Origin of the sequence: Geobacillus sp. WSUCF-018B (assembly GCF_002809985.1) — a bacterium.
Taxonomy (GTDB): domain Bacteria; phylum Bacillota; class Bacilli; order Bacillales; family Anoxybacillaceae; genus Geobacillus; species Geobacillus thermophilus.
Genome location: NZ_PIJF01000011.1, coordinates 43439 through 64150, shown reverse-complemented (window position 1 = coordinate 64150; position 20712 = coordinate 43439). Strand labels below are relative to the sequence as shown.

Genomic DNA, 20712 nt, shown 5'->3' with positions numbered 1-20712 from the left:
TCCTATTTTCAGCAAAATATAGTTAAGGCGATTCATCTCCCACTTACTCCGCTTCGCTTCGTTGAAGTGGGAGTCTTCTCGCCTAATTAAGATAAAACGGGCCATTCAGCTAACAAAAAAATAAACAGCGTGACGGGACGTTTGGGCCAATGTTTCCTTGCCGTTTCGGCAAGGCTTTCTTTTTGCCCTCTAACCGTTATGATATACTAGAAAGTATGTACAGAGAAACGGAGGAGAACGAAGTGGCGAAAGGCATCATCCATTATGAGATTGGGGAACAAGTTGATCTCTTTTTGCTCATCAAATCCGCAACGAAAGGCATCGCCAGCAATGGCAAGCCGTTCTTAACGTTGATTTTGCAAGATAAAAGCGGCGACATTGAAGCGAAACTGTGGGATGTCTCGCCAGATGATGAAGAGCGGTATGTGCCGGAGTGCATCGTCAAAGTGGCGGGAGACATCCATAACTACCGTGGCAAATTGCAGTTGCGCATCCGTTCGATCCGTCCTGCTCATCCGGGCGATGCGGTGCGCATCGATGACTTTTTGGAGACGGCTCCGCTCGGGCGCGAGGAAATGAAGGCGAAAGTGATGGAATACATATTTGCGATGGAAAATCCAAACATCCAGCGCATTACCCGCTATTTGTTGAAAAAATACGAAAAGGCGTTTTTTGAGTACCCAGCGGCGACGAAAAACCATCATGAATTCATCTCCGGACTGGCGTATCATGTCGTGTCGATGCTTGAACTCGCCAAGGCGCTCGTCCATCTCTATCCGTCGCTCAATAAAGACTTGCTTTATGCCGGCGTCATTTTGCATGACCTTGGCAAAGTGATGGAATTATCTGGTCCGGTATCGACGGTGTATACGCTGGAAGGAAATTTGCTCGGACACATTTCGATCATGGTGAGCGAGATCAGCAAGGCGGCGGAACAGCTCGGCATTCAAGGTGAAGAAGTTGTCATTTTGCAGCATCTTGTGCTCGCGCATCATGGCAAGGCGGAATGGGGCAGCCCGAAGCCGCCGCTCGTCAAAGAAGCTGAGGTGCTTCATTACATTGACAATTTGGATGCGAAAATTACGATGATCGACCGCGCGCTCGAGAAGGTGAAGCCGGGCGAGTTTACGGAACGCGTTTTTGCCCTTGACAACCGCTCGTTTTACAAGCCGGTGTTTTTATCTGTTTCAAAGCCGGGGCATGGGGGTAATGACAAATAGCCCTGGCAAAGGAGGGATGAAACCGTGATCGAACCAATCATTGAAATCGTCCCGACATCCCAGCACGAACAGGCGAAAGAAACGTTGAGCGAACTGCGCCGACAGTGGAAGAAAGCGAAGAAGAAAACAAAGAAGAAGCGAAACGAAGCATAAGCGTTGTCCCGAGGAAAGAGGCGGTGTCCCCGCCTCTTTCTTCATGCATACAGCTGGCCGTTCACGCGTATAGTGTAGTAAGACAAGCGTACAAGGAGGGGATGGCGATGCTCAGTTTGCCTTGGTGGGTGTATTTGGTTGTTGCCGGCATTATTTTCAGCGGCTACATGACTGTAAAAACAGCGGCGCGCGAGCGGGAAATCGACGAGGCGTTTATAGAAAAAGAAGGCGAAATTTATATGGAGCGCATCCGTCAAGAACGGGAGCGGCGGAAGCAAGCGAAGTCCTTGCAATAGCCAAGGGCTTTCTTTTTTTGATTTTTGAAAACGCTTTTTTCAAAAAATTCTCTTTCTTTTTTTTTGAATCGTGTTAGGATAGTAATATCAACGGACTACCAGGAGGCAAAGTGAGGGATGACGATGAAACGAGCATACAACTTCAACGCCGGCCCGTCCGCGCTTCCGCTTCCGGTGCTCGAGCGGGCGCAAAAAGAGCTCCTTAATTTTCAAAACACTGGCATGTCGGTGATGGAATTAAGCCATCGAAGCAAGGAATACGAGGCGGTGCACAATGCGGCAAAAGAGCGGCTCAAGCAGCTTCTTGGCGTGCCGGACGGGTATGACGTTTTATTTTTGCAAGGCGGGGCGAGCTTGCAGTTTTCGATGGTGCCGATGAACCTCCTCACGGAAGGGAAAATCGGCTGTTATGTGCTGACCGGGGCGTGGTCGGAGAAAGCGCTGAAAGAAGCGCAAAAAATCGGCTTGACAACGGTTGTCGCGTCGAGCAAAGAGGCGAACTACACGTATATTCCGCCGCTCGATGATGTGAAATGGCCGAAAAATGCCGCCTATGTCCATATTACGTCCAACAACACGATTTTCGGTACCCAGTGGAAGGAATTTCCGGACACGCCGGTTGACTTGGTCGCGGATATGTCGAGCGACATTTTAAGCCGGCCGTTCGATGTCAGCAAGTTTGCCCTCATTTACGCCGGGGCGCAAAAAAATCTCGGGCCGTCAGGAGTCACGGTTGTCATTCTTCGCAACGATTTGCTGGAGCGCATTCCGGATGGGCTGCCGACGATGCTGGATTACCGGACGCACCAGAAGAGCAATTCGTTGTACAACACGCCGCCGACGTTTGCCATTTACATGCTGTCGCTCGTGCTCGAATGGGTCGAAGAGCAAGGCGGTGTGGCGGCGATGGAAGAGCGCAACCGGCAAAAGGCGGCCGTGCTGTATGAGGCGATTGATGAAAGCGGCGGCTTTTACAAACCGCACGCCGAAAAGGGGAGCCGTTCGCTCATGAACGTCACCTTTACGCTTCCAAATGAGGAGCTGACGAAAACGTTCCTCGCTGAGGCGAAAGAACACGGGTTTGTCGGGCTCGGCGGGCACCGATCGGTCGGCGGCTGCCGGGCGTCGATTTACAATGCGGTGCCGCTTGAGGCGTGCGAAGCGCTCGCATCGTTTATGAACGATTTTCGCCGCCGCTTTGCCTGAAACTTTCTTCTTCACTTTTGTACTGCAAAGTGATATAATAATAGAAAATTCTCGAGCATGAGAATAGATGAGGAGAGATGAGGAGAGATGAGCATGAATGTGAGAGCATTAGTATCGATGGCGCTGTTAGTCGGAATCGGAGCCGTGTTGCACGCCGCCATTCCGGGGTTGTTTTTCGGAATGAAGCCGGATATGATGCTGGCGATGATGGTGTTGGCGATTTTGCTGTTTCCAAACGTCAAGGCAGCCGGTCTTGTCGGCGTCGCCACCGGGTTGATTTCCGCCATGACGACGACATTTCCGGGCGGGCAGCTGCCGAATATGATCGACAAAATCATCACGGCCTTCGTCGTCTTTGCCCTGATCTTTGCGGTGAAAAAGTACAGCCAGACAGTGGCCGGGGCGGCGGTGCTGGCGGCTGTCGGCACCGTCATTTCCGGGGCGGTGTTTTTAACCGCGGCGCTCCTTATTGTTGGGTTGCCGGGTGGAACGACCTTTTCTGCGCTGTTTGTCACGATTGTGCTGCCAACCGCGGCGTTAAATGCGGTGGCCATGGCCATTATCTATCCGATTGCGGCGTCCATTTTCCGGCGGATGAACGTCACAGCGCACGTGTAAACGGCAAAAAACCCGATCATGGCTGGTCGGGTTTTTTGCTATCAAACAGGCGGAACGATGCTGGTTTGCAGCTCGTTCCCTGCCTTTCTTTATTTGAAAATTCAAACAAACGCTAAGCGTAGCTGAGAAGCCAGGCGGCAAACAGACAAAGCGATGCTATTCCAATATAGCGCAAAGCTTGCTCTTTGAGCAGCGCCTTTGGCGGGTACGCCCGCGCTTTCCATAAAGAAAAGAAAGTGTTTATAAAAAGACAGAAAAATACGAATCCGATTGCGGCAAGCATCCATTGTATATACATCATTGCGTTTTCCTCCTGTATGCGGCAGTCTCCTTAGGTTTATTACTATGAATATGCAAAAAAAATCATAAAAATAAATATTTTTGTCTTTATTCTCTTTTGTTTTATTGATATAATAGGAAATAAAAAATACGGTGAGGGAAAGAGTGGGTGGAACGATGAAGGGGACAGAACAGCATTATTCCGTTAAAGAGGCAATGCTATTTAGCCAACGGATCGCCCAGCTGAGCAAGGCGCTATGGAAATCGATTGAAAAAGACTGGCAGCAATGGATCAAGCCATTCGATTTGAACATTAATGAGCATCATATTTTATGGATTGCTTACCATTTTAAAGGGGCATCGATCTCAGAAATTGCCAAATTTGGTGTGATGCACGTTTCGACAGCTTTTAACTTTTCAAAAAAGCTGGAAGAAAAAGGGTTGCTTTCGTTTTCCAAAAGGCAAGACGACAAGCGCAATACGTACATTGAGTTGACCGAAAAAGGCGAAGAAGTGCTGATGAAGCTGATGGAAACGTACGACCCGACGAAAAATGCGGTCTTTAATGGGGCGTTGCCGCTGCGCGAGCTGTACGGGAAGTTTCCTGAAATTTTAGAAATGATGTGCATCGTCCGCAACATTTATGGAGACGATTTTATGGAGATTTTTGAGCGGGCGTTTGAGAACATTAAGGAAGACTTTGTCGAGCAAGACGGCAAGCTCGTCAGGCGGACGGCGAAAGCGACAGAGCAGGAGAAAGAGCTGGCCAGCCAGGCTAATTGACGGTTTGAATGAGCATTTTCAGCTCGGTCATCAGCGGCACAAACAGTTGTTGGGCCAACATGGCGTCAACCGTTTGTTCGAGCGGAAGGTTCGGATGGAGCATCCCGGCAAACTGCACGAGCAGAGGGGTGAAAATCGTCAACCCTTCCGCTTTTTGCCGCTCATATTGCTCGGCGAGCTCTTGGCAAAACGATAGGAATGCGTCGACTTCTTCTTTGGTCAAATCAGCGCGGATCACAAGGGAGTAAAACGGTTTTTTCGTTTCATCGACCATTTCCAGCAACAATGACTGGTGAAATTCGAGCTTGGCCACTCGCTTTTCCAACGACTCCATACACCGTGCTCCTTTGGCTGGCATAAAGTGCAACCGTGTTTACGTATATTTTACCGGATTTGTGCGCATTCACCAATAGGGAAAATCGCTTCACCGTATTTTTCGAGAGAAAAAAGATTGATTTCCGGCGGCGGACGAGGTAAAGTTAAAGCCATGGACGGTGTTTGGTGAAGATGAGAAGGAGGGGAAGAGTTTTGGCGCTTTACTTTATCCCTCTGGCAGTGGCGGTTTTATTTTTTGTGAATCAGCTCACCCACTCGCTTTGTGCGCAGCGAGACATCCCGGAGGAGCAGCAGCCGGCGGTTTTCCGGACGATCAACGTACTGATTACGATTTTATTGATTTCTTCTTATTTTGAAGTGTTGTTTACATAACGAGGAGCCGGTGCGGCCGATCGGGAAAGAGGAAGAAAGAGGGTGCTCCCGGTTTCGGGGGACACCCTCTTTTGTTTAGTAGATGACACAGGCGCAGCCGACGATGATCAGCAAAATAAACAGCACAACGATTAACGCAAAGCCTCCGGCATAAGGTGCGCTCATCGTAACACCCCCTTTCGGCGAGAAGAAGCCTGCCGCGGCGCTTCATCTCCATCATATGTATGGCAAGCGTACATGTTATGGGCGGATGACTAACATGGAAAAAGGTTTTTTTTTCGCTGGAAATATGGTATAGTTATTGTCGTAGTTCAAGCGGACAGGCGCTTTTCCCCTGGCGCCGCTTCAGGGCGCGCCCGCGGGGGGGGGGGGGTCTGGCGCTGAACAAAACCGGACAGTGTAAAATAATGAAAAAGATGCAGGGGTTGTGAAACAGATGAAAAAGTGGATGGCAGCCGCCGTCGTTGTTTCGCTTATGGCGTTATCGGCGTGCAACAACGGCGATTCAGAGGCAGTTGTTGAAACGAAAAACGGCGACATTACAAAAGACGAATTTTACAATGAGATGAAAGAGCGCGTCGGCAAGACGGTGCTTCGCGATTTGATTGATGAAAAAGTATTGAGCAAAAAGTATAAAGTGACCGATGAGGAAATTGACCGTGAAATCGAGCGGATCAAAGAGGCGTACGGCACGCAATACGACTTGGCTGTACAGCAAAACGGAGAAAACGTAATCCGTGACATGGTCAAACTTGATTTGCTGCGGACAAAGGCGGCGATCGAAGGTATTAAAGTGACCGATAAGGAACTGAAAGAATATTACGATAACTATAAACCGAAAATTCGCGCCAGCCACATTCTGGTGAAAGATGAAAAAACAGCGAAAGAAGTGAAAGCGAAGCTTGAGAAAGGCGAAGACTTTGCGAAGCTGGCGAAAGAGTATTCGCAAGATCCAGGATCGGCATCCAACGGCGGCGATTTAGGCTGGTTTGGACCGGGGAAAATGGTCAAAGAGTTTGAGGATGCTGCTTATAAGCTGAAAGTCGGCGAAGTGAGCGATCCGGTGAAAACCGATTACGGTTACCATATCATCAAAGTGACAGACAAAGAAAAGAAAAAATCGTTTGACGAAATGAAAGACGAAATCGTCTTTGAAGTAAAGCGAAGCAAACTCGATCCGACAACGATGCAGTCGAAAGTGGACAAGCTCGTGAAAGACGCCGATGTTGAGATCAAGGATAAAGACTTGCAAGATGTGCTTGGACAACAATGAAAAACGGAAGCAGGGCGGCCTGCTTCCGTTTTTTATGGCACGAATAAAGGCGAAGTGGGCGGTCAGCTGAGCTGTTCGCGGATCGTGGCGGCGATCGCCTGCAAATCCGCAGGGGTGTAGTCGCTCGCATGCGATTTCCAGACCGCGCCGAACCCGTCGCCCTTGCCGTAGCGCGGAATGAGATGAAGATGGTAATGGAACACCGTCTGCCCCGCTTGCTCGCCATTGTTGTTCAATAAGTTGAGCCCGACGGGGGAAAACGCTTTATTCAGCGCGTTGGCGATTACCGGCACGGCGCGAAACAGACGGCCGGCTGCCTCCGGCGTAAGCGTAAAAACGTTTTCTGTATGTACTTTTGGGATGACAAGCGTATGCCCTTTCGTTACTTGGCTGATGTCCAAAAAGGCAAGCACATGCTCGTCTTCGTACACTTTCGCCGCCGGCAACTCGCCGTTGACGATTTTGCAAAAAATGCAATCACTCATAGGAACGGTCACCCTTTCCTTTCGTTTTCTTCATTTTACCATAAAAAAACCGGGATGTAATCCCGCATGCGGTTACATCCCGGCTGGTGAAAAGGGGAGAGGATGATTCAAGCAAATGTGCGTTTGATGAACACCCCATTTGCGACAAAGTCGTTTAGGCGTGAGCGCTTCCTTTGTTCAACGCGACCATCCCCTTTGGACAGGTTCGTTGCTTCTCAGCAACAGACAGATGGCCCTTGTTCATGAACGGTTTACAACGTCTTGCGGCTCACAACGGTGTCTTTGACGAACACCCCATTTCAGATGGATCGTTCATCAGCCTTTGCTTGGTGAATCCCCATCCCCTCTTCGCTATTTATCATGCCCGCAGAGGCAGTGTTTATGCAGGGAGGGGCAACAAACTTTTTTGGTAAAAACCGCTTCTCTTTGGTACAATGGGGGCAAAAGCCATTTCGCGGTGGAAGGGGTTAGCGGACGATGGCGCTTTTGCAAGTGGATCATATATCCGGAGGGTATACAGCACAAAACGTGCTTGAGGATGTGACATTTTCGGTTGAGCGCGGCGAAATGGTGGCCTTGATTGGCTTGAACGGGGCCGGGAAAAGCACGACAATCAAACATATTATCGGTTTGATGGAGCCGCGCCGCGGGACGGTTTCGATCAACGGCTATACGCTCGCGGCCGAGCCGGAGGCGTACCGGAAGCAGTTTGCCTTTATTCCGGAAACGCCGGTGTTGTATGAAGAACTGACATTGGAAGAACACTTGCGTCTAGCGGCGATGGCGTACGGGTTGAGCGAGGCGGAATACGAACGCCGCCTTCCTCCCTTGCTTCGCGAGTTTCGATTGGAGCGGCGGCTTTCCTCGTTTCCGGCTCATTTTTCGAAAGGAATGAAGCAAAAAGTCATGATTGTATGCGCCTTTTTGCTTGAACCGCCGCTTTATATCATCGATGAGCCGTTTCTCGGCCTCGATCCGCTTGCGATTCATGCGCTGCTCGAGCGGATGAATGAACAAAAGGCGAAGGGAGCCGGCATTTTGTTATCAACCCATATTTTAGCAACGGCCGAGCGGTATTGCGACTCGTTTGTCATTTTGCACCAAGGGCGCGTGAAAGCGAAAGGAACGCTTGATGACATCCGCCGCCAGTCCGGGTTGAAACATGCGACGCTTGATGAGGTGTACATTGAATTAACAAAGGATGATGCGCCATGATGGACGCCGGCAAGCTTTGGCAGGAGCGCTTTCGAGCGGAGGGGAGGCGAAGGCTCCGGTACTTGCGTTACATGTTCAATGACCATTTGCTTGTCGGCCTGTTCATCGTGTTGGGTTGGGCGGCGGTCGTGTATAAACGCTCGATCGAACAGCTCCCCCCCTCATTTCCGTACCCAGCCATCGCTGCGGCGGTGTTTGGCTGGGCGGCGGCGTCAGGGTCGGTGCGCACCTTGTTCCGTGAAGCGGATATGGTGTTTTTGCTGCCGGCCGAGCGCCGGCTGCGTCCATATATTCGCCGGGCGTTTGTTTTCTCTGCAGTGTGGCACTCCTACGGCCTATGTTTGCTTCTTTTGGCGGCCGGACCGCTCCATGTCCGGTTTTCGCCGGTGCCGTGGCCGCTCTTTTTGCTCGGCATCGTCTGTTTAAAACTATGGAATTTATGGGCGAGTTGGAAGGGGAATTACATTGCTGAACCGTCGTTTCATCGTTGGAGCGCGCTTGTCCGCTTGGGCGCATCGGCGCTTGTCGTGTACTTTTGGCTGGCGGCGGCGCCGTGGCCGTTTTTCGGAACGGTCGCCGCGTTGATGGCCGCTCTTTCCGTCTGCTTATGGCGATGGACAGAAGGGAAAACATGGAAGTGGGAGCGGCTCATCGCCGAAGAGCAGCGCGCAGCCCGATTGTTTTACCGGGTGGCCAACTTGTTCACGGACGTTCCGGAATGGCGGGAGACGGCGAAGCGGCGGCGTTGGCTCGACCCGTTGCTGGCCTTTATTCCGTACGGGACGCGGCACGTCTTTTTCCATTTGTATGCACGCACGTTTTTGCGCGCCGGCGGGTACGCAGGACTGTATGTGCGGCTAACCGCCATCGGATGCGTCGTGCTCGCGGCGGCCGACCATGAATACATGCGGGCGGCCACGGTGCTTTTGGTGTTGTATGCGACCGCTGTTCAATTGGCGGCGCTTCCTCATCGCCACCGTTATTCGCTATGGACGCGGCTGTACCCGCTGCCGCGGACGGAATCGCCCGCCGCTGCCATGCGGCTGTTCGCCATCTTGCTCATCGCGCAAAATACGTTGTTTCACCTTGTATTGGCTGCTGTCTCCCCCCGTTTTCTTTGGCTTGCCACTTGGGTGGGCGGAAACGCGTGGGGGATCTGGGCGGCCGGGCGCTATGGACGCCCGCGCCGGAGGGCCAACGCCGGCTATTAGCGCTTTTCGAGCCAAGGCCGGCGTCTTTCTTTTTTGAAAGGGGCGACGGAAAGCCCTTAACGTGCTGTTTCTGCTTGATGCTCTCCCAGCGCAGCGCTTCTTTTTTGTTTCACACCTTCTTTCCCGCTTCATATGCTGTAGTACACCAGCCCAGGCGCATGTCCGGCAGGCCGGCTGGAAGTTGGGGAGAAAGGGGATTGTGTATGGGTGTAGAGCTTGTGGCGCTGCACTGGATTTACTTGCTGTTTATCATGCTCATCATTGGGTTTATGGTCGCCCGCAAGGATACATCGCTCATTTGCATTGCCGGCATCTTTTTATTGGCGGCGGTCGCTACCCATTCACTGAGCGCGGCGGTCAGCGGAGTGTTTAACAGCTTTATTTACGCGATTACGGAGCTATTGCCGACGATTTTAGTCATCTCTATTATTGTGGCGATGAGCAAAGTGTTGTCGGCGACCGGCATCAATGATGTCATGGTATCGCCGTTTGTCCGCTTGATCCGCACGCCGGCTTGGGCGTATTGGACGATCGGGATTTTGATGATGGTCATCTCCTGGTTTTTCTGGCCGTCTCCAGCCGTTGCCTTAATGGGGGCGGTGCTGTTGCCGGCAGCGGTCCGGGTGGGCTTGCCGGCGTTAGGAGCGGCGATGGCGATGAACTTGTTTGGGCATGGCATCGCGCTTTCCGGCGATTTCATCATTCAAGGGGCGCCGAAACTGACCGCCGATGCAGCCGGCCTGCCGGTTGGCGACGTCATCGCCGCTAGTGTGCCGCTCGTGTTTGTCATGGGGGCGGTCACGACCGTCACCGCGTTTTATTTGCTGCGCCGCGACATGAAGCAAGGACGTTTGGTGGGCGGCGATGCAGAAATCGCTGCTGCCACGGATTCGGCGCTCGAAAAAACGGAAGGACTGCTCGCCGAGACGGCGAAAAAATGGCTGGCGCTGTTGATTCCGGTGTTGTTTGCCCTTGACGTCATCGCGATGTTTTATTTGCGCTTGCAAGGCGGCGAGGCGACAGCCTTAGTCGGCGGAACCGCGATTTTTATTTTGATCCTCATTTCCGTTTTAGCCCACCGGCAAGAGAGCTTTGCTGAAGTGACCAATTACTTTATTGAAGGATTTCAGTTCGGATTTAAAGTGTTCGGTCCTGTCATTCCGATTGCCGCCTTTTTCTATCTTGGCGATGCCGGATTTGTAAAAATTATCGGCGACTACTTGCCGCAGGCGTCACAGGGCATTGTCAACGATTTAGGGGTCGCCTTGGCTCATGCAGTGCCGCTGAACAACGAAATCGGGGCAGTGACGCTCACGATTGTCGGGGCGATTACCGGTCTTGACGGCTCCGGGTTTTCCGGCATCTCGCTCGCTGGTTCGGTCGCCCATTTGTTTGCGGTCGCCATTGGCGGCGGGGCGGCCACGTTAACGGCGCTCGGCCAGATCGCTGCCATTTGGGTCGGCGGCGGCACGCTTGTTCCGTGGGCGCTCATCCCGGCCGCGGCCATTTGCGGCGTCGATCCGTTTGAGTTGGCGCGGCGCAACTTGATTCCGGTAGCGGTCGGTCTGGCGGTCACAACCGTTGTCGCCATGTTTCTGATCTGACGAAAAAAGCTGTCCTGTGCGGCCAGGGCAGCTTTTTTGGTATAATGGTCATGGGCTGAAAATCGGTCGATTTTTTGACAGTTTGTTTCCTTCTCTATACATTGAGCGGGGAAACCTGTATAGTGAAAAACAGATAAGCAAAAAAATCGGAAACGGACAGCTCGATTGGGGAAAAGAAAGGCGGATGGAGATGACAAGACGGATCAACGATACATTTTTGCGCGCCTGCCGCGGCGAGAAAACGGATTATGTGCCGGTCTGGTACATGCGGCAAGCCGGCCGGTCGCAGCCGGAGTACCGGGCGCTGAAAGAAAAATACTCGCTGTTTGAGATTACGCATGAACCGGAGCTGTGCGCCTATGTCACGAGGCTTCCGGTCGAACAATACGGCGTTGATGCCGCGATTTTATATAAAGACATTATGACGCCGCTGCCGGCCATTGGCGTGAACGTCGAGATTCAGGGCGGCATCGGGCCGGTGATCGCCAATCCGATTCGCTCGCTTCAAGACGTCGAGCGGCTTGGGGAGATTGATCCAGAACATGATGTGCCGTATGTGTTTGAAACGATTCGGCTCCTTGTCAACGAACAGCTGGATGTGCCGCTCATCGGGTTTGCTGGTGCGCCGTTTACGTTGGCGAGCTACATGATTGAAGGCGGACCATCAAAAAATTACCATAAAACAAAAGCGTTTATGTATGCGGAACCGAAGGCATGGTTTGCCTTAATGGACAAGCTCGCCGAGATGACGATCCGCTACGTGCGGTCGCAAATTCAGGCCGGGGCGAGCGCGGTGCAGATTTTTGACTCTTGGGTCGGGGCGGTGAATGCGGACGATTACCGGGTGTTTATTAAGCCGGCGATGGCGCGCATTTTTGCCGCTTTGCGCGAGGAAGGCGTGCCGCTCATTATGTTTGGCGTCGGGGCGGGCCATTTGGCGCGCGAGTGGAACGATTTGCCGCTTGACGTCATCGGCCTTGATTGGCGGCTGTCAATTCGGGAGGCGCGCCGCCAAGGCATTGTGAAAGCCATCCAAGGCAACTTGGATCCGGCGGTGTTGCTCGCTCCATGGAATGTGATCGAAGAGCGGGTGAAACGCATTTTGGACGAGGGGATGGAGCAGCCGGGCTATATTTTTAACCTGGGACATGGCATTTTCCCTGATGTGCAGCCAGCGACTTTGAAGCGGCTGACGGCTTTTATCCATGAGTATACTTCAGCAAAGTAAACGAGGTGCAACACAATGAAGAACATTGTCGGACTGCTTGTGATGGCGTACGGCACGCCGTACAAGGAAGACGATATTGAACGGTATTATACGCATATCCGCCACGGGAGGAAGCCGCCGCAGGAACAAATCGAGGATTTAAAAGCGCGCTATCAAGCCATCGGCGGCCTGTCGCCGCTGGCGAAAATTACGGAAGAGCAGGCGAAACGGCTCGAGGAGCGGCTGAACGAAGTGCAAGATGAAGTCGAGTTTCGCATGTATTTAGGGCTCAAACATATTGAGCCGTTCATTGAGGACGCGGTTGAACGCATGCACGCCGACGGCATAAAAGAGGCGGTTGGCATTGTGCTGGCGCCGCATTATTCCACATTCAGCATCCGCTCGTACAACGAGCGGGCCAAAGCGGCGGCGGAAAAGCTTGGCGGCCCGGTTATTTATACGATTGACCAGTGGTATGACGAGCCGAAGTTTTTGCAATATTGGTCCGAACGAGTGAGAGCCATTTTTGATGCCATGCCGGAACAAGAGCGGGAACGGGCGGTGTTGATCGTCTCGGCCCATAGTTTGCCGGAAAAAATTATTCAAGCCGGTGACCCGTATCCAACGCAGCTCGAAGATACAGCGAAACGAATTGCTGATCAAGCCGGCGTCGCCCACTATGCTGTCGGCTGGCAAAGCGCCGGCAGCACGCCGGAGCCATGGCTTGGCCCGGACGTGCAAGATTTGACGCGCCAGCTCCATGAAGAGCACGGCTATACGTCGTTCGTTTATGCGCCGGTCGGTTTTGTCGCCGACCATTTGGAAGTGTTGTATGACAACGATATTGAATGCAAGCAAGTAACCGAAGAAATTGGCGCCCGCTATTACCGGCCGGAGATGCCGAATACCGATCCGCTGTTTATTGATGCATTGGCGACGGTCGTGTTAAAGCGGCTCGCAAAAGAAGGCGGTAAGCATGAGTGAAGGAAAACGGACGGTTGTGATTATCGGCGGCGGCATTACGGGTCTCGCGGCCGCCTACTACTTGCAAAAAGCGGCTAAAGAACAGCATCTGCCAGTGACGTGTAAACTTGTCGAGGCGACGCACCGGCTCGGCGGAAAAGTGCAGACGGTCGTTCGTGACGGTTTTGTCATTGAACGGGGGCCGGACTCGTTTTTGGCGCGGAAAACGAGCGCATTCCGCCTTGTGAAAGAAGTCGGGCTCGAACGGGAAATCGTTCATAATGCGACCGGAAAGTCGTACATTTTGGTCAATGGAAAGCTGCACCCGATTCCAGGCGGAGCGGTGATGGGCATCCCGACGCGCATCGCCCCGTTTGTGGCGACCGGGTTGTTTTCGCCGGCCGGCAAGCTGCGGGCGGCGCTCGACTTCGTGCTGCCGCCGGTGAAAGTCGATGGTGATATGCCGCTTGGCCGCTTTTTTCGCCGCCGTTTAGGCGATGAAGTGGTGGACAATTTGATCGAACCGCTGCTGTCTGGCATTTACGCCGGCGACATCGACGAAATGAGCTTAATGGCAACGTTCCCGCAGTTTTTTCAGCTGGAACAAAAATACGGCAGCCTCGTTCGCGGTGCGAAACGGACGACGCCAAAGGAACAGAAGGAGCGAAAAGGGGCATTTCAGACGTTAAAAACCGGCTTGCAGTCGCTCGTCGAAGAGGTGGAAAAGCGGCTTGAGCCAGGCAGCGTCGTCAAAGGGGCGCGCGTCGAGCGGATCGTCCGCGTCGGTTCAGCGTATCAGCTGCGGCTCAGCAATGGTGAAACGTGGGAGGCGGACAGCGTCATTGTTGCGGTGCCGCACCATGTCGTGCCGGATATGTTCGCTGATTATCCGTTTTTCGCCCCGTTTCGGTCCGTGCCGCTGACGTCGGTGGCAACGGTCGCGCTTGCTTTTCCAGAGGAAGCGATCCGTCAAGATATTGACGGCACTGGGTTTGTCGTTTCGCGCCGCAGCGATTACACGATGACAGCGTGCACATGGACGCATAAAAAATGGCCGCACACCGCGCCGCCTGGCAAGGCGCTCTTGCGCTGCTACGTCGGGCGCCCGGGCGATGAGGAGATCGTCGATCAACCGGATGACGAGATTGTCCGCGTTGTGTTGGATGATTTAAGTAAAGTGATGAAAATTGACGGCCGGCCGGAGTTTGCCGTCATCTCGCGCTGGAAGCGGGCCATGCCGCAATACACGGTCGGGCACCGCGAGCGGCTGGCGCACATTAAACGGCAGATGGGCGATGCGCTGCCGGGGGTGTTTTTGGCCGGCAGCTCATACGAAGGGCTCGGATTGCCGGATTGCATTGACCAAGGAGAGAAGGCGGTCGGTGATGTGCTTGACTACTTGCGCCAAACGGAACAACACCAGCCGGCCGAGATGTACAGCCGCGCCCATTAGCGGGCCGCCTTGTACCGTTAGGCGGCCCGTGTATTCCGTTGTCCGGCCGCGCTGTTCCCTAGAACAAGGGGTGCCGCCGTTTCGGGAAGCTGGGCGGCGTTTTTAAGGGCTTTACGGGAAAACGGCCGCATAGTATAGCTGAGCTGTTTGCGCTTTACTTTTTGCAAGGATTATCGCAGTAGATGATCCTCTCTTTTTTTGTGTAAAAAAAACGCCCCGCACACGGGGGCATTAAAGCAAAAAAGGCAGGCTGCATCGGGGAACAGCCTATTGCCGGCGGGGCAGCCGGCATCGTGACGCAAGGGCAGCGTCCGCTCACCTAGTGGCGGTAAGCGGCGCCAAGGCAGTCAGAGCATGTGTTGCCGTAGCACTCGTGCTGCTCGTCGATCGTTTTGCCGCATTGCGAGCACTTTTTCGGTGGCAGGTTTTTGAAAAATTCTAACACTTTCATCAACATTGTGATCCCCTCCGTTGTCTTGGTGATTTTATTGTATTATAACACAGATAAAAATGTCAATAGGTGTTTTAAAACAAAATCAACAAAGATGAAAAAAAGGCAGCCGTCGTGTATGATGAAGACAAAATGGGTGGAAGGAGAGGAAAGGAAATGAAAGTGACAGTCATCGGCTATTGGGGAGGGTTTCCCGCCGCCAATGAAGCGACATCCGCTTATTTGTTTGAGCATGACGGGTTTCGCATGCTTGTCGACTGCGGAAGCGGGGCGCTCGCCAAGCTGCAAAACTACACGGTTGTAGAAAACTTGGATGCGGTTGTCGTCTCCCACTATCACTATGATCATATCGCCGATATCGGCCCGCTCCAATATGCGCGCCTCATTCATAAAAATGTAGGGGCGGATTTGCCGGTGCTGCCGATTTACGGCCACCAAGAAGATGAGGCGGCCTTCGCCCGCCTGACGCATAGCGGCATTACGGAAGGGATTCCTTATGACCCGGCCAAGGTGCTTGCGGTCGGTCCGTTTTCGCTTTCATTTTTGAAAACAGTCCATCCGGTTCCGTGTTATGCGATGCGCATCACTGCCGGCGGCAACACGGTCGTGTACACGGCTGATTCGAGCTACATGCCGGAATTTATACCGTTTGCAAAAGGAGCTGACTTGCTCATTTGCGAGTGCAATTTTTACGCCGGACAAAACGCGGCGCCGGCCGGCCATATGACGAGCGAGGAAGCGGCGGCCATCGCCGAGGGGGCGGGCGTTGGTGAACTATGGTTGACGCACTTGCCGCACATTGGCAGGCACGAACAGCTCGTTGAAGAAGCGGAGCGGACGTTCCGCGGCGTTATTCGCCTCGCCCGCACCGGCTTAGTGTGGGCGCAGTAGCGAAAAGCAGCGAAAAAAAAAAAAAAAAAACGGCGAGGGAAGCGCTTTCGCTTGTCCTTCGCCGTTCTTTTTTTTATAATAAATTATAGTTCGAATTTTTTTACTTGAAAAATGAATGGTCATTCATTCATTTTTAAGGGGGAGATTGGATGAACTTAACGACGCGGTTGGCGCAAATCGCCAAACAACTACCGGACAAAGAAGCGTACGTGTTTATGGGGGAACGATGCACGTATCAACAATTGGACGCCGCGGTGTCGCGGTTTGCCGACGGATTGGCGCAGCTTGGCATTCGCCGGGGGGATCACATCGCCTTATTGCTTGGCAATTCGCCGCAATTTGTCATCGGCCTGTACGGGGCGCTGCGGCTCGGAGCGACCGTCATCCCGATCAATCCGATTTATACGCCGGAAGAAATTGGGTATATTTTGCTTAATGGCGACGTCAAAGCGGTAATCGGGCTCGATTTGCTCGCTCCGTTGTTTGTGGAGGCGAAGAAGCGGCTTCCGCTGCTCGAGCATGCGATCGTTTGTGAAACGCCGGAAGGGAAGGAGAAAGGTGTTTCGCTGTCGGAAGGGATGAAATCGTTTGCAGAAGTGTTGGCGGACGGCAGCCCGGACTTTACCGGACCTGAACTGGGTGATGACGATGTCGCCGTCATTTTGTACACATCGGGGACGACCGGCAAGCCGAAAGGGGCGATGCTCACTCATAAAAACATATACAGCAATGCGCAAGATACGGCTGATTATTTAGGCATCAATGAAAACGATCGCGTCATCGCCGCGTTGCCGATGTTTCATGTCTTTTGCTTGACCGTGGCGCTCAATGCCCCGCTGATGAACGGCGGAACGGTGCTCATCATGCCAAAGTTCAGCCCAGCAAAGTTGTTTCAGCTGGCCCGAGAGGAAAAAGCGACGGTTTTTGCCGGCGTGCCGACGATGTACAATTTCCTTTATCAGTACGAAGGTGGAAGCGCGGACGATTTGCGGACGCTCCGCCTTTGCATCTCAGGAGGCGCTTCAATGCCGGTCGCTTTGCTTGAAAACTTTGAGAAAAAGTTCAACGTCATCATTTCGGAAGGATATGGGCTTTCGGAGGCGTCCCCTGTCACCTGCTTTAATCCGCTCGATCGGCCGCGCAAGCCCGGTTCGATCGGGACAAGCATTAAAAATGTTGAGAACAAGGTCGTCAATGAATACGGTGAAGAAGTGCCTGTCGGCGAAGTCGGTGAACTTGTTGTGCGCGGCCCGAACGTCATGAAAGGGTACTACAAAATGCCGGAAGAAACGGCGGCTGCCTTGCGCGATGGCTGGCTGCACACCGGCGATTTGGCGCGTATGGATGAGGAGGGCTATTTCTACATCGTCGACCGGAAAAAAGAGATGATCATCGTCGGCGGCTACAATGTATATCCGCGTGAGGTCGAGGAAGTGCTGTACAGTCATCCGGGCGTCGTCGAAGCCGCTGTGATCGGCGTGCCGGATCCGGATTACGGCGAGGCGGTGCTGGCGTTTGTGGTGAAGAAACAACCGGAGCTGGCCGAAGAGCAGCTGCTCGCCTACTGCCGTGAACGACTGGCGAAATATAAAGTGCCGAGTGAAATCCGCTTCCTCGATGAGTTGCCGAAAAATGCAACAGGAAAAATCTTGCGGCGGGCGTTAAAAGAGCAGCTCGCGTCTTCCCATGCTTGATGGTGCTGAATTTTCAGCACCTTTTCTTTTTTTTGAATAGTATATTGAAAACAAGTAGATAAATTTATATAATTTAACACATAAAAGTTTAAAAGGACTAAACTTCTCTACATAGGGGGATGGGATCATGGGCCAATCGATTCGGCGGTTCGCCGCGGTGTGTGCAGCCGGCTTTTTGTTGCTTGGCGGCTGCGGCGGCGCGAAAGAGACGGGAAGCAGCCAGGGAAGCGGCGGGAAGAGCGGGAAAGAAAAGACGTACAAAATCGGTGTGACGCAAATTGTCGAGCATCCGTCGCTCGATGCGGCGCGCAAGGGATTCCAGCAGGCGTTAAAAGACAAAGGGCTGTCCGTTGAGTATGACGTGCAAATCGCCCAAGGCGACCAAAGCAACAACCAAACGATCGCCAATAATTTTGTTTCGGACGGCGTCGACTTGATTTTCGCCAACTCAACGCCAAGCGCGCAGGCGGCGCTCAATGCGACAAAAGACATTCCAATCGTGTTCACTTCGGTGACCGACCCGGTCGGCGCACAGCTTGTCCAATCGATGGAAAAGCCGGGCGGCAATGTGACGGGAACGACCGATACGCACCCGGAGGCCATTCCGAAAACGGTGCAGTTTATTGACAAATATATCAAAGGCAACCGTGTCGGCATGGTCTACAACGCCGGCGAACAAAACTCCGTCGCTCAAATCGAGCAGGTGAAAAAGGCGATGCAAGGAACCGATTTGCAAGTCGTTTCGGCGTCGGTATCGACCTCGGCTGAAGTGAAGCAGGCAACGGAATCGCTTGTCGGCAAAGTGGACTGCCTGTATATCATCACTGACAACACGGTGGTGTCCGCGTTGGAATCGGTCATTCAAGTGGCGAACGAGCATGACATTCCGCTGTTTGTCGGCGAGCTTGATTCTGTGAAGCGCGGCGGGTTTGCGGCGTATGGGTTCGACTATTATGACATCGGTTATGAAGCCGGGGAAATGGCGGCGCAAATTTTGCAGGACGGCAAAAAGCCGGCCGATCTGCCGGTTCAGTATCCGCAAAAATTGAAGCTTGTCATCAACAAAAAAGCCGCGCAAGAAATGGGGATTGAGCTCAATCCGGAATGGGATTCGATCGCTGAGTATATTGAATAAACGGCCGTCCCTCCTTCATTGAAGGAGGGATTTGTCACCAACAGGGGGGGTAGGCATGTCGGCAGCGATGTTTGGTTCGGTGGAAGCGGGGTTGATTTATGCGGTGATGGCGCTTGGCGTCTATTTGTCATTCCGCGTGCTGGATTTTCCGGATTTAACGGTTGACGGCAGCTTTGTCACCGGCGCTTCGGTCGCCGCGGTGCTCATCACAGGCGGAGCGGATCCGTTTGCTGCGTCGGCTGCAGCGCTTGCGGCCGGCTTTGCCGCCGGGGCGCTGACCGGGCTTTTGCATACGAAAGGGAAAATCAATCCGCTTTTATCCGGCATTTTAATGATGATTGCTTTATATTCCATCAATTTGCGCATCATGGGAAAGTCGAATGTACCGCTGTTGCAGCAAGAAACGGTCATCACGAAAATCACTGCCGCCTGGCGGCAATCCGGATTGGATGAGACGCTCAACAAGCTGTTTTCTTTCACCGGGTTTGCGCCGCGGACGTGGGCGGTGCTCGTTTCGATGGCCGTCGTCGCGCTCGTGGTGAAATGGCTGCTCGATTGGCTGTTGAAAACGGAAGTCGGAATCGCGCTGCGGGCGACCGGGGACAACAAACCGATGGTGGCCAGTTTTTCCGCCAACACCGACTGGTTGATCGTCTTCGGACTCGGGCTGTCGAATGCGTTGGTCGCCTTGTCTGGGGCGCTTGTTGCCCAGTATGGCGGATTCAGCGACGTCGGCATGGGAATCGGGATGATCGTCATCGGACTTGCGTCTGTCATCATCGGAGAGGCGCTGTTTGGCGCCCGTTCGGTTGCGCGAGCGACATGGGCGGTGATTGGCGGCGCCATTGTGTATCGGCTCATTTTGGCGCTTGCGCTGCGGGTTGAGTTTTTGGAGACGGGCGATGTAAAGTTGATCACGGCGGCGATTGTGATACTGGCGCTGATCGTCCCGAACGTGGCGGCGGCGCAAAAAGAAAAACAGAGGAAAAAACGGAAAGCAGCACAGCTTGAGAGGGGAGAGACGGTTGCTGGAGCTAAAACGAATTACAAAAGTATTTAACGAAGGAACTGCTGATGAAAAAGTCGCCTTGCGGGGGATTGATTTAACGCTGGCCCCCGGCGATTTTGTCACGGTCATCGGCAGCAACGGCGCCGGAAAGTCGACGTTGATGAATATCATTTCCGGCCGGCTGTCCCCTGATACGGGTGAAGTGTGGATCAACGGCCGCAACGTCACGGCGCTCAAAGAACATGCCCGCGCCCGCTACATCGGCCGCGTGTTTCAAGATCCGATGGCCGGCACCGCCCCCCATATGACGATCGAGGAAAATTTGGCGCTCGCTTACAACCGAACAAGACGGCGCACGCTGCGTCTTGGTGTAACAAGAGAAAAGCGAAAGTGGTTTCGGGAAACGCTGCAAACGCTCCATTTAGGGCTCGAAGACCGGCTCGCCGCTAAAGTCGGCCTTCTCTCCGGCGGGGAGCGGCAGGCGCTTTCACTGTTGATGGCCACATTCACAAAGCCGGATGTGCTTTTGCTTGATGAACATACCGCCGCCCTCGACCCGGCGCGGGCCGAGCTTGTCACCGAATTGACGAAGGAAATTGTCAGACAGCATCAGTTGACGACGCTGATGGTCACGCACAATATGGAGCAGGCGATTCGCCTTGGCAACCGGCTCATCATGATGGATGGAGGGCAAATTATTTTCACGGCCGAGGGAGAGGAAAAAGAAAAATTGACAGTCGAGCGGCTGTTGGAAGAGTTTCAGCGCATCCGCGGCAGCCGGTTTGCGAGCGACCGCGCTGTGCTCGGTTCATAAAACGAAACGAGGTGCCCCAACGTTGCGGGCGCCTCGTTTTCGGT

The 20712-nt window shown here is 53.3% G+C and carries 24 protein-coding genes; 19 read left to right on the top strand and 5 right to left on the bottom strand.

Going from position 1 to position 20712, the window contains the following annotated elements:
* The first annotated feature begins 242 nt into the window (after window positions 1-242).
* From yhaM to CV944_RS05335, 5 genes are all read left to right on the top strand, one after another.
* A complete protein-coding gene (gene yhaM, locus CV944_RS05355; RefSeq protein WP_100663936.1) occupies window positions 243-1220 on the top strand; it encodes a 3'-5' exoribonuclease YhaM in 978 nt (325 codons plus the stop codon).
* 24 nt (window positions 1221-1244) lie between these two features.
* Window positions 1245-1373: a hypothetical protein gene (locus CV944_RS05350; protein WP_033011579.1), complete on the top strand. Its 129-nt coding sequence runs from the start codon at window positions 1245-1247 to the stop codon at window positions 1371-1373.
* A 107-nt stretch (window positions 1374-1480) separates the two neighbouring features.
* Window positions 1481-1669: a sporulation YhaL family protein gene (locus tag CV944_RS05345; RefSeq protein WP_015374033.1), complete on the top strand. Its 189-nt coding sequence runs from the start codon at window positions 1481-1483 to the stop codon at window positions 1667-1669.
* 123 nt (window positions 1670-1792) lie between these two features.
* A complete protein-coding gene (gene serC, locus CV944_RS05340; RefSeq protein ID WP_033011662.1) occupies window positions 1793-2875 on the top strand; it encodes a 3-phosphoserine/phosphohydroxythreonine transaminase in 1083 nt (360 codons plus the stop codon).
* A gap of 93 nt (window positions 2876-2968) precedes the next feature.
* Window positions 2969-3493 carry a tryptophan transporter gene (locus tag CV944_RS05335; RefSeq protein ID WP_033011582.1) on the top strand — a complete coding sequence of 175 codons (525 nt, stop codon included), beginning with the start codon at window positions 2969-2971 and terminating at the stop codon, window positions 3491-3493.
* A 112-nt stretch (window positions 3494-3605) separates the two neighbouring features.
* Here CV944_RS05335 and yhzF read toward each other — a convergent pair whose 3' ends face one another.
* Window positions 3606-3794: a membrane protein YhzF gene (yhzF, locus tag CV944_RS05330; protein ID WP_044746248.1), complete on the bottom strand. Its 189-nt coding sequence runs from the start codon at window positions 3792-3794 to the stop codon at window positions 3606-3608.
* A gap of 155 nt (window positions 3795-3949) precedes the next feature.
* Between yhzF and CV944_RS05325 the strand changes: the two genes are divergently transcribed.
* Window positions 3950-4555 carry an HTH-type transcriptional regulator Hpr gene (locus tag CV944_RS05325; protein WP_199170442.1) on the top strand — a complete coding sequence of 202 codons (606 nt, stop codon included), beginning with the start codon at window positions 3950-3952 and terminating at the stop codon, window positions 4553-4555.
* On the opposite strand, the gene CV944_RS05320 is transcribed toward CV944_RS05325, so the two are convergent.
* The gene (locus CV944_RS05320) at window positions 4548-4889 is read right to left on the bottom strand and encodes a YhaI family protein (protein WP_033013839.1); all 342 of its coding nucleotides are present in this window, start codon (window positions 4887-4889) and stop codon (window positions 4548-4550) included. The genes CV944_RS05325 and CV944_RS05320 overlap by 8 nt on opposite strands.
* A gap of 194 nt (window positions 4890-5083) precedes the next feature.
* Here CV944_RS05320 and CV944_RS05315 point away from each other — a divergent pair, with 194 nt between their 5' ends.
* Window positions 5084-5263, top strand: a complete 180-nt coding sequence (locus CV944_RS05315) for a hypothetical protein (RefSeq protein WP_033011590.1) — start codon at window positions 5084-5086, stop codon at window positions 5261-5263.
* 75 nt (window positions 5264-5338) lie between these two features.
* On the opposite strand, the gene CV944_RS05310 is transcribed toward CV944_RS05315, so the two are convergent.
* Entirely contained in the window at window positions 5339-5428 is a 90-nt protein-coding gene (locus CV944_RS05310) for a YjcZ family sporulation protein (protein WP_020958800.1), read from the bottom strand.
* Between the two features lie 271 nt (window positions 5429-5699).
* Between CV944_RS05310 and CV944_RS05305 the strand changes: the two genes are divergently transcribed.
* Window positions 5700-6536, top strand: coding sequence for a peptidylprolyl isomerase (locus tag CV944_RS05305; protein WP_100663935.1), 837 nt, complete (start codon window positions 5700-5702; stop codon window positions 6534-6536).
* Between the two features lie 62 nt (window positions 6537-6598).
* Here the strand turns inward: CV944_RS05305 and CV944_RS05300 are convergent, their stop codons facing one another.
* Window positions 6599-7021, bottom strand: a complete 423-nt coding sequence (locus tag CV944_RS05300) for an HIT family protein (RefSeq protein ID WP_033011594.1) — start codon at window positions 7019-7021, stop codon at window positions 6599-6601.
* Between the two features lie 477 nt (window positions 7022-7498).
* Between CV944_RS05300 and CV944_RS05295 the strand changes: the two genes are divergently transcribed.
* From CV944_RS05295 to hemY, 6 genes are all read left to right on the top strand, one after another.
* The gene (locus CV944_RS05295; RefSeq protein WP_100663934.1) at window positions 7499-8236 is read left to right on the top strand and encodes an ABC transporter ATP-binding protein; all 738 of its coding nucleotides are present in this window, start codon (window positions 7499-7501) and stop codon (window positions 8234-8236) included.
* Window positions 8233-9447 carry an ABC transporter permease gene (locus CV944_RS05290; protein WP_100663933.1) on the top strand — a complete coding sequence of 405 codons (1215 nt, stop codon included), beginning with the start codon at window positions 8233-8235 and terminating at the stop codon, window positions 9445-9447. The genes CV944_RS05295 and CV944_RS05290 overlap by 4 nt, the downstream gene beginning before the upstream one ends.
* Before the next feature lie 203 nt (window positions 9448-9650).
* Complete coding sequence (locus CV944_RS05285; protein ID WP_100663932.1) at window positions 9651-11051, top strand: hypothetical protein; 1401 nt, start codon at window positions 9651-9653, stop codon at window positions 11049-11051.
* A gap of 190 nt (window positions 11052-11241) precedes the next feature.
* A complete protein-coding gene (hemE, locus tag CV944_RS05280) occupies window positions 11242-12279 on the top strand; it encodes a uroporphyrinogen decarboxylase (protein ID WP_044746257.1) in 1038 nt (345 codons plus the stop codon).
* A 15-nt stretch (window positions 12280-12294) separates the two neighbouring features.
* On the top strand, window positions 12295-13242 hold the full coding sequence (hemH, locus tag CV944_RS05275) for a ferrochelatase (protein ID WP_044746241.1): 948 nt from the start codon (window positions 12295-12297) through the stop codon (window positions 13240-13242).
* The gene (gene hemY, locus CV944_RS05270; RefSeq protein WP_100663931.1) at window positions 13235-14674 is read left to right on the top strand and encodes a protoporphyrinogen oxidase; all 1440 of its coding nucleotides are present in this window, start codon (window positions 13235-13237) and stop codon (window positions 14672-14674) included. The genes hemH and hemY overlap by 8 nt, the downstream gene beginning before the upstream one ends.
* Before the next feature lie 319 nt (window positions 14675-14993).
* On the opposite strand, the gene yhfH is transcribed toward hemY, so the two are convergent.
* The gene (gene yhfH, locus CV944_RS05265; RefSeq protein WP_020958812.1) at window positions 14994-15131 is read right to left on the bottom strand and encodes a protein YhfH; all 138 of its coding nucleotides are present in this window, start codon (window positions 15129-15131) and stop codon (window positions 14994-14996) included.
* A gap of 150 nt (window positions 15132-15281) precedes the next feature.
* Between yhfH and CV944_RS05260 the strand changes: the two genes are divergently transcribed.
* The 5 genes from CV944_RS05260 (at window position 15282) to CV944_RS05240 (ending at window position 20668) form a co-directional block, all read left to right on the top strand.
* Entirely contained in the window at window positions 15282-16016 is a 735-nt protein-coding gene (locus tag CV944_RS05260) for an MBL fold metallo-hydrolase (protein ID WP_063330284.1), read from the top strand.
* Window positions 16017-16165: 149 nt separating this feature from the next.
* On the top strand, window positions 16166-17710 hold the full coding sequence (locus tag CV944_RS05255; RefSeq protein WP_063330283.1) for a fatty acid--CoA ligase family protein: 1545 nt from the start codon (window positions 16166-16168) through the stop codon (window positions 17708-17710).
* 127 nt (window positions 17711-17837) lie between these two features.
* A complete protein-coding gene (locus CV944_RS05250; RefSeq protein ID WP_063330282.1) occupies window positions 17838-18845 on the top strand; it encodes an ABC transporter substrate-binding protein in 1008 nt (335 codons plus the stop codon).
* Window positions 18846-18900: 55 nt separating this feature from the next.
* The gene (locus CV944_RS05245) at window positions 18901-19905 is read left to right on the top strand and encodes an ABC transporter permease (protein WP_033011615.1); all 1005 of its coding nucleotides are present in this window, start codon (window positions 18901-18903) and stop codon (window positions 19903-19905) included.
* Complete coding sequence (locus CV944_RS05240; RefSeq protein WP_033011617.1) at window positions 19871-20668, top strand: ABC transporter ATP-binding protein; 798 nt, start codon at window positions 19871-19873, stop codon at window positions 20666-20668. Before CV944_RS05245 ends, CV944_RS05240 begins: the two co-directional genes overlap by 35 nt.
* Window positions 20669-20712 lie beyond the last annotated feature (44 nt).

Bases quoted from the DNA above. Each gene is read 5' to 3' on its own strand.
- CV944_RS05345 (WP_015374033.1), top strand. From the start codon at position 1,481: ATGCTCAGTTTGCCTTGGTGGGTGTATTTGGTTGTTGCCGGCATTATT.
- CV944_RS05250 (WP_063330282.1), top strand. From the start codon at position 17,838: ATGGGCCAATCGATTCGGCGGTTCGCCGCGGTGTGTGCAGCCGGCTTT.
- CV944_RS05245 (WP_033011615.1), top strand. From the start codon at position 18,901: ATGTCGGCAGCGATGTTTGGTTCGGTGGAAGCGGGGTTGATTTATGCG.
- serC (WP_033011662.1), top strand. From the start codon at position 1,793: ATGAAACGAGCATACAACTTCAACGCCGGCCCGTCCGCGCTTCCGCTT.
- CV944_RS05260 (WP_063330284.1), top strand. From the start codon at position 15,282: ATGAAAGTGACAGTCATCGGCTATTGGGGAGGGTTTCCCGCCGCCAAT.
- hemE (WP_044746257.1), top strand. From the start codon at position 11,242: ATGACAAGACGGATCAACGATACATTTTTGCGCGCCTGCCGCGGCGAG.
- CV944_RS05295 (WP_100663934.1), top strand. From the start codon at position 7,499: ATGGCGCTTTTGCAAGTGGATCATATATCCGGAGGGTATACAGCACAA.
- yhzF (WP_044746248.1), bottom strand. From the start codon at position 3,794: ATGATGTATATACAATGGATGCTTGCCGCAATCGGATTCGTATTTTTC.
- hemH (WP_044746241.1), top strand. From the start codon at position 12,295: ATGAAGAACATTGTCGGACTGCTTGTGATGGCGTACGGCACGCCGTAC.
- CV944_RS05305 (WP_100663935.1), top strand. From the start codon at position 5,700: ATGAAAAAGTGGATGGCAGCCGCCGTCGTTGTTTCGCTTATGGCGTTA.
- CV944_RS05255 (WP_063330283.1), top strand. From the start codon at position 16,166: ATGAACTTAACGACGCGGTTGGCGCAAATCGCCAAACAACTACCGGAC.
- CV944_RS05300 (WP_033011594.1), bottom strand. From the start codon at position 7,021: ATGAGTGATTGCATTTTTTGCAAAATCGTCAACGGCGAGTTGCCGGCG.
- CV944_RS05285 (WP_100663932.1), top strand. From the start codon at position 9,651: ATGGGTGTAGAGCTTGTGGCGCTGCACTGGATTTACTTGCTGTTTATC.
- yhfH (WP_020958812.1), bottom strand. From the start codon at position 15,131: ATGTTGATGAAAGTGTTAGAATTTTTCAAAAACCTGCCACCGAAAAAG.
- CV944_RS05320 (WP_033013839.1), bottom strand. From the start codon at position 4,889: ATGGAGTCGTTGGAAAAGCGAGTGGCCAAGCTCGAATTTCACCAGTCA.
- CV944_RS05335 (WP_033011582.1), top strand. From the start codon at position 2,969: ATGAATGTGAGAGCATTAGTATCGATGGCGCTGTTAGTCGGAATCGGA.
- CV944_RS05310 (WP_020958800.1), bottom strand. From the start codon at position 5,428: ATGAGCGCACCTTATGCCGGAGGCTTTGCGTTAATCGTTGTGCTGTTT.
- hemY (WP_100663931.1), top strand. From the start codon at position 13,235: ATGAGTGAAGGAAAACGGACGGTTGTGATTATCGGCGGCGGCATTACG.
- CV944_RS05325 (WP_199170442.1), top strand. From the start codon at position 3,950: ATGAAGGGGACAGAACAGCATTATTCCGTTAAAGAGGCAATGCTATTT.
- CV944_RS05290 (WP_100663933.1), top strand. From the start codon at position 8,233: ATGATGGACGCCGGCAAGCTTTGGCAGGAGCGCTTTCGAGCGGAGGGG.